We start from the raw sequence: 11,046 nt of genomic DNA on the forward strand, positions 1-11,046 counted from the left end.
CTTCCCACCTCCGGTGACAGCGGACTACACTGACTGGTGTAACTTTCTTCCTGCCTTACAAAGCGGATCCCATACAGCTTCAGCTTATATTCCAGCATGAGATAGATCCTGTTATAAGGCAGACTATGGAACTTCTGGTTTGTTCTGTGTCCCAGGTCTTTTTCTTTCCGGATATTACGGATATCCCCTGCAACGACACAGTTCATGGCTAATTAAAGGGAACAAAAAGAAAGGAAAAACCAATCCAGACGGTATCAGCGGCAGGCTACAAGAATAAATTGTGATTTCACAAGATTGATGCTATAATAAGAGAAAAGTTCCTGCCGGGGCAGCCGCCCCGGTGGTATAGATAGAAAGGCAGGAAAACAATATGCACATCAGCTATAAGCCACTCTGGCACACACTGTTAGAGCGTGATATGAGAAAAGAGGATTTAAGGCTTGCCGCCGGTATGACAACAAATATGATTGCCAACATGAGCAAAGAGGGAAAGCACATCAGCATGGATACATTAGCCCGTATCTGCGAAACGCTGAATTGTGAGATTACCGATGTGATTGAGTTAGTACCAGACGAGCCTGCTTCCACAGGAGGTAAGGAACATGAGCGAATTGAAACCAAGAATAACGGAAAACGGAATTGATTATATCCTTGTCGGAGATTATTACATCCCGGACTTGAAACTGCCGGAGGAACACCGCCCTATCGGAAAGTACGGACGGATGCACCGGGAATATTTAAGGGAAGTCCACCCAGCCAGATTGAATACATTGATACTGACCGGGGAATTGTGGACATATCTTGCAGACCTGAACGAACAGGCACAGGAACGGTTAGACACCATCATGGAGCAGATGAAAACTGCCGAGGGCGTAACCGAGGAATTGAAGCGTACCCACCAAATGGAATGGGTGCAGCGTTGCAATAACATTCATAACCGGGCAGAAGAAATTGTTTTGCATGAGATGATTTATTCATAACGGGAGCAATTAAATCGGAGGTATATAAGATGATTGAAATTGTATTTGGTGAAAGTGCCTGTGGAAGTTTGAAAATTGCCCAAACTTACGGCAAGGGAAAGTATAGAGGAAGTGCTGTTTCAATATTTATGAGGCATGAAGACGGGAGTGTTCCATCTTCAGATGAAATGAAAAAAGCACAGCTTCAAGCACAGGAACAAGAACGCATTGCTTGGGAGAATGCTATTCCATTGGGAGGCAAGAGCTGTGATGTTTATTGTTTTGATATGGCTCTTAGTGTGGGAGATATTTCTGATAATGGAATTGGCGAACAGCGGAAAAATGTTTTCAAGAAAATGCTGTCTGTCTGCTTTGTAGAGGATTTAGATTATCAGGTTGAAGAAAAAATACAGAAAATTAAAACTACATTGACCTCAGTGATTGAACGATATGTAGCTGGGGAAGAAATTCGCATTTGGTATAGCTATAATCCAGATGAGCTTTGTGGTATGTATTGGCTTATGAAACAACTTCAACCCTTAAACTGCCAGACAACAATTTATTTGGTTAAGTTACCTACATGGGAATATGGAAAAGAAAATACTATGACATCCAAAATAGCATGGGGCGAGGTCTCTCCTGGCGAATGGGGAAACTATATAACTCTACAAGAGAAAGCTAATCCTGTATTTCTTTCAGCTTGTGCTATGAAATGGAATCAACTTCAAAATGAAAATGCACCTTTGCGTGCAATGTTAAATGGTAAATTGCAAAGCGTTTCAGAAGATATATATGATAGTTTCATTCTTCGTGAAATTGCGGAACAGCCAGAGCAATTCAAAATGGCTATTGTCATAGGTAATGTTTTAGGAAAATATCAACTTGGAATTAGTGATGTATGGATTTCCAATCGCATTGATAAAATGCTTGAAGATGGTGTGTTGGAAATTATACAGGACGCACCAAAGGGAGAAACAAATTATCGCCGAATATTAAGAAAACGAATGAAGTAATAACCACAGCACAAACCGCTGCTACATGGAATCCAACAAACCATGCAACAGCGGTTTTCCTTTACCGTTTTTTCCTCTGGTTGATAGGCGTTCCCGTTTTCTTTGATTTTTGGAGAATCCGAATAAGCCAGCGAAATTCTTCATCTGACAGATTTTTATAGTTGATACCGAGCTGCTTGCAGTAAAGCACTGCCAGTTTTTCCAAACGGCTGCCCTTGAAATTTTCGACCGCTTCCAGATTTTCTTTCAGTTCATTGGCAACAGTGGTCTGGGGCGCACTCTCACTATCCTTTTTATGGGTTTCCCGAATATCCCGGATAATCAGGTTTAGGTCATCCAGAACCATGTGGCTGAAATATTCATCATCACTGATATGGGCGGCTTGCAGCACTTTCAAATGTGGGTCATCTTCGCCAGGGCGATACCGTTCTATGATTTCATGTCGGACAGTATCGACAAGGGTGTTGAGGTTTTGAATCTGCATGGTGGCAATCCCATCCACATAAATCTCAATGTCCGCAAGAAACTTGATAAAGTCCTTATGGGTGGCAAGTTCGCAGAGCAGACGGTTGTTGATCCGACCGCTTTTCAGAAGTGCAACCATTTCATCGTTCAAATGCAGCTCCGTCAGTGGCGTGTTGATCTGCTCCCTGTTCTCTGTCCGGCACAGCAGATAATCGACGGAAACCCCATAGAAGTCTGCCAGCGTGATAAGGTTGCCATGATTGATTTCCTTAAAATCTTCTTTTTCATAACTGCCAAGGGCTGATTTAGAAATACCCGTTAGTTTTGATAGTTCTTCCAGATTTAAGCCTTTGTCCTTGCGGAGTTCCCAAAGGCGTTCCTGTATGCTTGTTGCTCCTTTCATGGGCACACGCTCCTTTCCAACGGTTTCATTGCTGCCGCTTATCTGGATTATATCACACTTTCCGTAATCGTGGAAATTTCTGATTTTTACCCTTAATTCCTACTTTGTGGACATACGGCACAGGGCACAAAAATGTTCTATGATACAGGTAGTTCATCGATGGATTATTCCAATCGAATGACCAGCCTGTGTGGGATATGCTTCCCCGGCGATGTAGCGCCATGAATTTTGGCAGGGATATGGAGGAACCCTGACCAAAACGAGCGTACCAAAGGGAGCGATACGCCGCTGTGAGATTCAGGGGAGGAACGACACCGGGGAGAACTGGCGAACTGACACCGAAATGATACCGAAACACAACAATCTGATAGGGGGACAGTCTACCCTATCGCTGATACTTCGGGAGATTTTAAGCGGCTCTATGGCTGTAATTTTACCGAAAATCGCCCCGAAACCATACACTAAAACGGGAGGAAGCGCAATATGCCGAGAATGAGCAAAAAGAGGAAGTATGAGCTTTCCTTTTACCTCAATGACCGGGGGCGTGTCACTTACAACGAATTATGCCGGAAATGCCAGCATGGGTGCAAGCAGAGCTTCCGGGCGGTTGTGATTGACTGCCCCTGTTATTTATCCAAACGAGCAAAGAAAAAGGAGGAACACACAGAATGAATTTTGAATTTATGACGATAGACACACCATTGCCGCCCTGTATGCCTTTTCCCAGAGCGTTGACAGGATTTCCAGTCAGCAGCACCGCAAAGGTCATGTACTGCCGGATGCTGGACGCTATGCTCTCCAAAGGGCAGGAGGACGAGAACGGAATCCTCTTTGTCTGCTTCCCTGTCACAGCCATTGCCGCAGTCCTGTCCCGCAGCTCCATGACGGTCAAGCGTTCTCTGAATGAACTGGAAACTGCCGGACTTATCATGCGGGTGCGTCAGGGCATTGGAGAACCAAACCGGATTTATGTGCTGATACCGGGAAAGGAGGACGCTGCCCTTGCCTGATACCTCAAAGCTGGAAAAACTCAATCGGGAGTTGGAAAAAAGCGAAAAGAAACTGCGGAAAGCCATCAATGATGAAAAGGCATTGCAGCACCAGTTGAAACAGCTTACCCGAAAGGAACGGACGCACCGGCTCTGTACCCGTGGCGGTATGCTGGAAAGTTTTCTGCAAGAGCCGGAACGCCTGACAGATGATGATGTCATGCTGTTGTTGAAACTCATTTTTCACAGACAGGACACGCAGGAACTATTGAAAAAACTGCTGGAACGGGAGATGCCGGAACCCCCTTAGTTTACTAAGGGCGCAATTATACACCACCCAAAGGTTGGTGCATTGCGTTCTCCGAAGGCTCCTCGCCGGAGGGCTGTGATTTTCCGCAGTCATGGTCTGCTCCAAATCATACAGGGGACGCTACGCTTCCCCTGCGCTGGCTGTCGCCAGCTACCCTTTTGTGGACTTGCCGCCCGGAAACACCTTGCGCTGCAAGCTGTTCCCGTCCAGCAAGTTTTATCAGTCGAGCTATCCTTATCTACGGTAATTTAGTATAATAAGGTCAAAAAACAGAACGCTATCATTGTGCAACCGATATGCAACTGATAATTGCTTGATAGTTGGTGGTAGCAACACGGTAATTCAGATAGAATAAAGCCAACAAAGAAAGGAGGTCATCCAAATGTTAGTAAACATCATTATGATTGTAGTCGGAATAGTTTTCTCATGTATCTTTGTCGGCTTGCTTATCCTTGTTATTCGTGCATTGCTTAAATATATCCGTACAGAGAAATGAAGCCAACAGCAACATTAGGAGGTGGTCAAATGAAAGTAACCGTATTTATGATAATCGTTGGAATAATTTTCTTATGTATCTTTGTTGGTTTGCTTACCCTTATTGTTCGTGCATTACTCAAATATATCCATTCAAAAGATGTACGGCAGGAAAAATCCGTAGTGAGGAAATCGTTGGGTGAAGCACTCAAAGTACACAGAACACAGTGCAAAATGACGCAGGAATTTGTTGCTGAAACGATTGGTGTTAGCAGGCAGGCTGTTTCAAAATGGGAAAATGGAACATCCGACCCTTCCACATCAAATCTTTTTGCACTTGCAAAACTTTACGGTATTTCTGTTGAAGAATTACTAAAAGAAGTTGAATAATCTTCATGCAGATATTTTATTTCATCATCGGGCCACCCTGACCCGAACTTTCAAAACTGAATACCAGCCGCCCACCGGCGGCACCACCGAGCAGGAAATCTGAAAAGGTCTCCTGCTTTTTTTCTGCCCCAAATGAGGTGGTAAAACGCCACCCCATCCACCAATTACCGAAAGGAGGGACACGAAATGCCCTGTCCACACAACGAAATCTCGATTGTGCAGCGAAGCCAACAGCAGTCTGCGGTTGCCGCCGCTGCCTACCAGAGCGGCGAAAAGCTGTTCTGTGGATACGATCAGGAAGTGAAGCACTACCCGGAAAAGCGTGGTATCGTCCACAATGAAATCTTGCTTCCGGCAAATGCCCCACGGTCGTATGCAGACCGCAATACTTTATGGAACGCCGCCGAAGCGGTGGAGAAGCAATGGAATTCCCAGCTTGCAAGGCGGTGGGTGCTTACCATCCCCAGAGAGATACCGCCCGACCAGTACGCCGCCCTTGTCCGGGATTTCTGCAATCAGCAGTTTGTTTCCAAAGGAATGTGCGTGGATTTTGCCATCCATGACAAAGGGGACGGAAACCCTCACGCTCATGTCATGCTGACTATGCGGGCAATGGATGAACATGGGAAATGGCTTCCCAAGAGCCGCAAGGTTTATGACCTTGACGAGAACGGGGAACGGATAAAACTTCCGTCCGGCAGATGGAAAAGTCACAAGGAAGATACGGTTGACTGGAACGACCGCAAGTATTGTGAAATCTGGCGGCATGAATGGGAGATCATCCAGAACCGCTATCTGGAAGCCAACAACCGCCCGGAGCGGGTGGATCTCCGTTCTTATGAAAGACAGGGGCTTGATATTATCCCTACCGTCCATGAGGGTGCTGCTGTCCGGCAGATGGAAAAGCGAGGGATTCAGACCAACATCAGAAATCTGAACCGGGAAATCAAAGCCGCCAACAGCCTGATGAAGTCTATCCGGCAGCTTATTAAAAATCTCAAAGGCTGGATTATCGAGCTTAGTGAAAAACGAAAAGAACTGCTTGCGGAAAAAGCTGCGGAGGAAGCGGTATTTCTTCCCAATCTGTTGATGAAGTACATGGAGGTACGAAAGGCAGAACGGAGCGACTGGACACGGGCGGGACAAAACCGTGGAACTTCCAAAGACTTAAAGGCAGTCAGCGAAGCCCTGTCCTATCTTCAGAGAAAGGGACTTTCCACCGTGGAGGATTTGGAAAACTTTATAGAAACGTCCGGGAAATCTGCCGCCGACTACCGAAAGCAGATGAAGCCAAAGGAAACCCGCAGCAACGTGATTGACGCTATCCTTGCCGCCCGGACGGACTGTAAGGAATGTAAGCCCGTTTATGAGAAATACCAGAAGATATTTTTCAAGAAAACTAAGGAAAAATTCAAGCTGGAACACCCGGAGGTTGCCCGGTATGAGAAAGCCACCGCCTACCTTGCCAAACACCCGGACGATAAGGATAGTACCCAAAAGGAGCTGCAAGAGGAGCAGGAAACCCTTCTCAGCGAAATCGCAGAGCTGAAAGTACCGCTGACCGAGGTACAGGAGGATTTGAAGAAGCTGCGGGACATCCGCTACTGGGTACGGAAAGCCACACCCGGCACAGAGGAAAGTAAAGAGCCGCCTAAGAAGCAGCCCATCAAGGAAGTCTTGCAGGATAAGGCAGACGAGAAAAAAGCACAAAGAACTGTCCCGACACAGACGAAACACAAACAACAGGATATGGAACTTTAACAGGCACTTGCCATTTTCAATCAGAGAATGTCAGGTGCTTTTTTGTTTTCAAGGAGGGATAGATTTGAATGTATTTGAAGCTGTGAAGCAGTCCGTCACAACAAGACAGGCTGCGGAGCATTATGGAATCCATGTAGGTCGGAACGGGATGGCTTGCTGCCCGTTCCATAACGATAAAACCCCAAGCATGAAGCTGGATCGGCGTTACCACTGCTTCGGCTGCGGTGCTGATGGGGATGTGATTGATTTTACCGCCGCCCTGTATGGGCTGGGAAAGAAAGAAGCCGCCGTACAACTGGCACAGGACTTCGGGCTTTCCTATGAGGACTGGAAACCGCCGGGAAAGGCAAAAAAGCCCAAGCCCCGGCAGAAATCCCCGGAGGAACAGTTTCAGGAAGCAAAAAACCGTTGCTTCCGTATCCTTGCCGATTATCTCCACCTGCTCCGGGCATGGAGAAAGGAATATGCCCCGCACTCCCCGGAGGAAGCCGTTCATCCCCGGTTTGTGGAAGCCTTACAGAAGCAAGACCAAGTGGAATATCTGCTGGATGTGCTGCTCTTTGGGGAAACGGAGGAAAAAGCGGCTTTGATTACGGACTACGGAAAGGATGTGATACAGCTTGAACAGCGAATGGCAGAACTTGCAGCCGCAGCCGCAGCAAGAACTAAAAAACACCATGAACGCCATGCAACCGCCCCAGAGCATTGAGGAAATCAAGGCGGGGCTGGAAACCACCGAGAAAGGCGGTGTCCGTCAGAGCATACGGAACTGCCTGACCGTATTCCAGCGTGACCCGCTGCTTTCCGGGGCTATCGCATACAACATCCTGACTGACCGCAAGGACATCATAAAGCCCATCGGTTTTCACAGGGAAAGCACCGCCCTGAACGATACGGACATGAAGTATCTGCTTCTTTATCTGGAAGAAACCTACGGGCTTACCAATGAGAAAAAGATTGATAATGCCATCGGGATTGTGGCGAATGAAAACAAGTACCATCCCATCCGGGACTATTTAAGCGCCCTTGTGTGGGACGGTACAGAACGAATCCGTTTCTGCCTGCGGCACTTTCTGGGGGCTGACGCAGACGATTACACCTATGAAGCGTTGAAGCTGTTCCTGCTGGGTGCAATCTCACGAGCCTTTCAGCCGGGGTGCAAGTTTGAAATCATGCTTTGTCTGGTAGGCGGTCAGGGGGCTGGAAAGTCCACATTCTTCCGTCTGCTGGCAGTCCGGGACGAGTGGTTCTCCGATGATTTGCGGAAGTTGGACGATGACAATGTGTACCGCAAGCTGCAAGGTCACTGGATTATCGAAATGTCGGAAATGATGGCAACCGCCAACGCCAAGAGCATTGAGGAAATCAAGTCATTTTTAAGCCGACAGAAAGAGGTTTACAAGATACCCTATGAAACCCACCCAGCAGACCGCCCCCGTCAGTGCGTGTTTGGCGGCACTTCCAATGCCCTTGACTTCCTGCCCCTTGACCGTTCCGGCAACCGCCGCTTTATCCCCGTCATGGTGTACCCGGAGCAAGCCGAGGTTCACATTTTGGAGGACGAAGCCGCTTCCAGAGCCTATATCGAGCAGATGTGGGCAGAAGCGATGGAAATTTACAGAAGCGGCAGGTTCAAGCTGGCTTTCAGCCCTGCCATGCAGCGGTATCTCAAAGAACACCAGCGGGATTTTATGCCGGAGGACACCAAAGCCGGGATGATACAGGCGTATCTTGATAAGTACACCGGGAGCATGGTCTGCTCCAAGCAGCTCTATAAGGAAGCCTTGAACCATGCCTTTGACGAGCCGAAGCAATGGGAAATCCGGGAAATCAACGAGATTATGAACCAGTGCATTTCTGGCTGGCGGTACTTCCCGAACCCAAGAATGTTTTCCGAATATGGCAGACAAAAGGGCTGGGAGCGTGAAAACCCGGCAACGGACTCCGGCAACCCGTCTGAAAAAACGATGGACGGTTTTGTGGAGGTCACAGAACAGATGGAGCTTCCGTTCTGAAAATGGCAGCCCGTTGCACCCCCTGTTGCTATCCCGTTGCCGAGCCGGTTGCCGGGGAAAATCCCGAAACTATCGGCTTTTCTCCCCTATGACAACCAAAACAACAGAAAAATAAAAGAAAAGTATAAATAGTAACCATCGCCAGATTGAGATTGTTTGCAAGGTCTTTTGAAGCCCGTTGCCGGACTTCGTTGCCGACACCCTCTGTCTGGCTATTTTCATGTATGGAGGATAACTGCCTATGGCAAAAAACAAAACAGAGATTCATGTTACAACGGTATTTGACGGGGAACTGGACGCAACCGATGTGTTCGTCAGCCTGATTTCCCAGAAATACGGTAAGACAAATACGAAAGAATATCTTGCTAAAAGAAAAGATATGAGCTATAATGAAGATGAGGTTCAAAAGAGCCAGATACCGTCTGGATTGTGTGGGTAAATGGCTATGATGAACGAAATGGAATACAGAACAATCGGTTCGGCACTTGCCGGAGGGTATCGTGCAGCGGTCTATTGCAGGCTGTCAAAGGACGATGACCTGCAAGGCGAAAGTGCCAGTATCGCAAACCAGCGTGATATGCTGGAAAAATACTGCGAAAAGCAGGGATGGGAGGTTGTGGCAGTCTATCAGGACGATGGCTTCACAGGTCTTAATATGGAGCGTCCTGATTTACAGAGAATGTTGAGAGCCATTGAGCGCAGGCAAATCAACCTTGTCATCACGAAAGACCTCAGCCGACTGGGGCGTAACTATCTGCAAACCGGGCATTTGATTGAGGACTTTTTCCCAAGAAACGGTGTCCGCTATATCGCCATGAATGACGGTATCGACACCCTGCGGGATAACAACGATATTGCCCCGTTCAAGAATATCCTGAACGAGATGTACAGCAAGGATATTTCCAAGAAAGTCCATTCCTCTTATCTTCTGAAAGCGCAGAAAGGACAGTTTACCGGGTGTCTTGCCCCCTTTGGGTATCGGAAAGACCCAGAGGACAGAAACCATCTGCTCATTGACGAGGAAACCGCCCCGATTGTGCGGCTGATTTTCGGATATGCCCTGAACGGTCATGGTCCGAACTATATCCGCAGACGGCTGGAGGAAGAAAAAATCCCCTGCCCCACATGGTGGAACCGGGAACGGGGGCTTCGCAATACCCGCACCAAATGGGAAAAGAAAGACCCAGAAAACGGACGGTATATGTGGGACTTCTCCGTTATCAAAGACCTCTTGATGAATCCCGTCTACACCGGGGCGATTGCTTCCCAGAAAAAAGACTACCGTTTCAAAATCGGCACGATTGGAGAAAAGAAGCCGGAGGACTGGATTGTGGTGGAGGGACAGCATGAACCGCTGATTGACCGCATGAGCTTTGACATTGTGCAGAACAAGCTGAAATCCCGCCAGCGTCCGGGGCAGACCAATGAAATCAGCCTGTTTGCCGGACTGATAAAATGCGGCGAGTGTGGGAAGTCGCTGACGATACGCTACACAAACGCAAAACATCCCCAGCAGATTTATTCCTGCAAGACCTACAATGCCTTTGGAAAGAACCACTGCACCCAGCACCGGATTGACTATGACACCCTTTACAGCCATGTGCTGCGGAAAATCCGGGAATGTGCCAGAGCTGCCCTGATGGACGGGAAAGCGGTTGCCGACCGCCTGACTAATACCTGTGAAGCCGAGCAGCGGGAACAGCGGGAAGCAATGGAACGCTCCCTTACAAGGGACGAGGAACGGATTGAGGTTCTGGATAAAATGGTCATGCGGCTTTATGAGGATATGATTGCAGGGCGTATCAGTGAGCAGAATTTCAACACCATGCTGGAAAAGACACAGACCGAGCAAGCGGAGCTTAAAGCAAAAGTGTCCGAGGGCAGAAAGCGGCTGTCCGATGAAGTCCAGCTTGCCAATGACGCAAAACAATGGGTGGAAGCCATTCAGGAATACGCCAATATCACAGAGCTGGACGCAGCCACCCTCAACCGCTTAATCAAAGAAATCGTCGTGCATGAGCGCATTGACGAAGATAAAACAAGACACATTTCTATCGAAATTCATTTTAATCTCAAACCCATCCCGGAAGTGGAACAGGTCACTGCCTGACCTGTCCCGCCGGGACGGTTCTCTTAAAAACACCATATAGATTTTTTGTACGCCGCCGCCCGCCATCGAGCAGAGTTTTACACCTAATTGGGGATAAAACAGGTGACTCCCTGTTCCCGGCAATATTCTGCAAGATATCTTGTCACCTTATGCAGAT

The 11,046-nt window shown here is 47.8% G+C and carries 14 protein-coding genes; 12 read left to right on the forward strand and 2 right to left on the reverse strand.

Annotated features, from left to right (window positions below; genetic code table 11):
* Positions 1 to 206: IS200/IS605 family accessory protein TnpB-related protein (locus DXA57_RS17845; RefSeq protein ID WP_243005801.1), on the reverse strand; the 206-nt coding region annotated here is incomplete at its 3' end.
* 164 nt (positions 207 to 370) lie between these two features.
* On the opposite strand from DXA57_RS17845, the gene DXA57_RS13270 reads away from it, so the two are divergent.
* The 3 genes from DXA57_RS13270 to DXA57_RS13280 are packed head-to-tail and all read left to right on the forward strand — an operon-like array spanning position 371 to position 1,972.
* The gene (locus tag DXA57_RS13270; protein ID WP_002593556.1) at positions 371 to 643 is read left to right on the forward strand and encodes a helix-turn-helix domain-containing protein; all 273 of its coding nucleotides are present in this window, start codon (positions 371 to 373) and stop codon (positions 641 to 643) included.
* Positions 603 to 980 carry a TnpV protein gene (locus DXA57_RS13275; protein ID WP_005927690.1) on the forward strand — a complete coding sequence of 126 codons (378 nt, stop codon included), beginning with the start codon at positions 603 to 605 and terminating at the stop codon, positions 978 to 980. The genes DXA57_RS13270 and DXA57_RS13275 overlap by 41 nt, the downstream gene beginning before the upstream one ends.
* A 29-nt stretch (positions 981 to 1,009) precedes the next feature.
* Positions 1,010 to 1,972, forward strand: coding sequence for a DUF3658 domain-containing protein (locus DXA57_RS13280; RefSeq protein WP_005927687.1), 963 nt, complete (start codon positions 1,010 to 1,012; stop codon positions 1,970 to 1,972).
* A gap of 61 nt (positions 1,973 to 2,033) precedes the next feature.
* Here the strand turns inward: DXA57_RS13280 and DXA57_RS13285 are convergent, their stop codons facing one another.
* Positions 2,034 to 2,840 carry a helix-turn-helix domain-containing protein gene (locus DXA57_RS13285; protein ID WP_005924756.1) on the reverse strand — a complete coding sequence of 269 codons (807 nt, stop codon included), beginning with the start codon at positions 2,838 to 2,840 and terminating at the stop codon, positions 2,034 to 2,036.
* Positions 2,841 to 3,323: 483 nt separating this feature from the next.
* Between DXA57_RS13285 and DXA57_RS13295 the strand changes: the two genes are divergently transcribed.
* The 9 genes from DXA57_RS13295 (at position 3,324) to DXA57_RS13340 (ending at position 10,889) form a co-directional block, all read left to right on the forward strand.
* Positions 3,324 to 3,512, forward strand: a complete 189-nt coding sequence (locus tag DXA57_RS13295; protein ID WP_005927683.1) for a hypothetical protein — start codon at positions 3,324 to 3,326, stop codon at positions 3,510 to 3,512.
* On the forward strand, positions 3,509 to 3,850 hold the full coding sequence (locus DXA57_RS13300) for a DeoR family transcriptional regulator (RefSeq protein ID WP_005927681.1): 342 nt from the start codon (positions 3,509 to 3,511) through the stop codon (positions 3,848 to 3,850). The genes DXA57_RS13295 and DXA57_RS13300 overlap by 4 nt, the downstream gene beginning before the upstream one ends.
* Positions 3,843 to 4,139: a DUF3847 domain-containing protein gene (locus DXA57_RS13305; protein ID WP_005927679.1), complete on the forward strand. Its 297-nt coding sequence runs from the start codon at positions 3,843 to 3,845 to the stop codon at positions 4,137 to 4,139. Before DXA57_RS13300 ends, DXA57_RS13305 begins: the two co-directional genes overlap by 8 nt.
* Before the next feature lie 525 nt (positions 4,140 to 4,664).
* Positions 4,665 to 5,003 carry a helix-turn-helix domain-containing protein gene (locus DXA57_RS13310; RefSeq protein ID WP_003509323.1) on the forward strand — a complete coding sequence of 113 codons (339 nt, stop codon included), beginning with the start codon at positions 4,665 to 4,667 and terminating at the stop codon, positions 5,001 to 5,003.
* A gap of 186 nt (positions 5,004 to 5,189) precedes the next feature.
* Positions 5,190 to 6,764: a MobQ family relaxase gene (gene mobQ, locus DXA57_RS13315; RefSeq protein WP_117767811.1), complete on the forward strand. Its 1,575-nt coding sequence runs from the start codon at positions 5,190 to 5,192 to the stop codon at positions 6,762 to 6,764.
* A gap of 64 nt (positions 6,765 to 6,828) precedes the next feature.
* Positions 6,829 to 7,473 carry a CHC2 zinc finger domain-containing protein gene (locus DXA57_RS13320; protein ID WP_117767812.1) on the forward strand — a complete coding sequence of 215 codons (645 nt, stop codon included), beginning with the start codon at positions 6,829 to 6,831 and terminating at the stop codon, positions 7,471 to 7,473.
* Complete coding sequence (locus DXA57_RS13325) at positions 7,442 to 8,779, forward strand: virulence-associated E family protein (RefSeq protein ID WP_003500111.1); 1,338 nt, start codon at positions 7,442 to 7,444, stop codon at positions 8,777 to 8,779. Before DXA57_RS13320 ends, DXA57_RS13325 begins: the two co-directional genes overlap by 32 nt.
* A gap of 241 nt (positions 8,780 to 9,020) precedes the next feature.
* Positions 9,021 to 9,218, forward strand: coding sequence for a hypothetical protein (locus DXA57_RS13335; RefSeq protein WP_003020324.1), 198 nt, complete (start codon positions 9,021 to 9,023; stop codon positions 9,216 to 9,218).
* Positions 9,219 to 10,889, forward strand: a complete 1,671-nt coding sequence (locus DXA57_RS13340; protein ID WP_007887864.1) for a recombinase family protein — start codon at positions 9,219 to 9,221, stop codon at positions 10,887 to 10,889. It abuts the gene before it with no gap.
* Positions 10,890 to 11,046: the final 157 nt, after the last annotated feature.

Origin of the sequence: Blautia sp. OF03-15BH (genome assembly GCF_003463065.1) — a bacterium.
GTDB lineage: Bacteria > Bacillota > Clostridia > Lachnospirales > Lachnospiraceae > Limivivens.

Excerpts from the sequence above, each read along its gene's own strand:
- DXA57_RS13270 (WP_002593556.1), top strand. The coding sequence starts at position 371 with ATGCACATCAGCTATAAGCCACTCTGGCACACACTGTTAGAGCGTGAT.
- DXA57_RS13275 (WP_005927690.1), top strand. The coding sequence starts at position 603 with ATGAGCGAATTGAAACCAAGAATAACGGAAAACGGAATTGATTATATC.
- DXA57_RS13280 (WP_005927687.1), top strand. The coding sequence starts at position 1,010 with ATGATTGAAATTGTATTTGGTGAAAGTGCCTGTGGAAGTTTGAAAATT.
- DXA57_RS13285 (WP_005924756.1), bottom strand. The coding sequence starts at position 2,840 with ATGAAAGGAGCAACAAGCATACAGGAACGCCTTTGGGAACTCCGCAAG.
- DXA57_RS13295 (WP_005927683.1), top strand. The coding sequence starts at position 3,324 with ATGCCGAGAATGAGCAAAAAGAGGAAGTATGAGCTTTCCTTTTACCTC.
- DXA57_RS13300 (WP_005927681.1), top strand. The coding sequence starts at position 3,509 with ATGAATTTTGAATTTATGACGATAGACACACCATTGCCGCCCTGTATG.
- DXA57_RS13310 (WP_003509323.1), top strand. The coding sequence starts at position 4,665 with ATGAAAGTAACCGTATTTATGATAATCGTTGGAATAATTTTCTTATGT.
- mobQ (WP_117767811.1), top strand. The coding sequence starts at position 5,190 with ATGCCCTGTCCACACAACGAAATCTCGATTGTGCAGCGAAGCCAACAG.
- DXA57_RS13325 (WP_003500111.1), top strand. The coding sequence starts at position 7,442 with ATGAACGCCATGCAACCGCCCCAGAGCATTGAGGAAATCAAGGCGGGG.
- DXA57_RS13335 (WP_003020324.1), top strand. The coding sequence starts at position 9,021 with ATGGCAAAAAACAAAACAGAGATTCATGTTACAACGGTATTTGACGGG.
- DXA57_RS13340 (WP_007887864.1), top strand. The coding sequence starts at position 9,219 with ATGGCTATGATGAACGAAATGGAATACAGAACAATCGGTTCGGCACTT.